General features: G+C 63.7%; 1 protein-coding gene. It reads right to left on the reverse strand.

The window, feature by feature from the left end; genetic code table 11:
* On the reverse strand, window positions 1-317 hold a 317-nt coding region (locus EN786_RS36830), incomplete at both ends, for a glycosyltransferase (RefSeq protein ID WP_281405035.1).

A 317-nucleotide genomic window follows, 5' to 3' on the forward strand; every position in this document is an offset into this window, starting at 1 on the left:
CCGGATTGCAGTGGTCCGTGAAGCATCCCCTCAACAAACAGGCGGCCGCGCGCCGCCCAGCTTTCGCCGGCGTTGTTGTCGCAGATGCTGGGCGCCGAGACATAGCCGACGGCCGGATCGGCGAAGGGATAGAGGATTTCCCTCAAATAGGTCGGCGTCGGCACGTGGTCGGCGTCCATCTGGGCGACGAAATCGTAGCGCGCATAGCCGTAGTGATCGTAGAAAAAGGCGAGATTGCCCTCCTTGCAACGTGTCCTGCGCGGCCAGGTCTTGCGGTGATAGTCCTCGCGGCCGCGCCGTGTCGAAACCAGCACGCC

The organism is Mesorhizobium sp. M4B.F.Ca.ET.143.01.1.1 (genome assembly GCF_004792275.1).
GTDB lineage: Bacteria > Pseudomonadota > Alphaproteobacteria > Rhizobiales > Rhizobiaceae > Mesorhizobium > Mesorhizobium abyssinicae.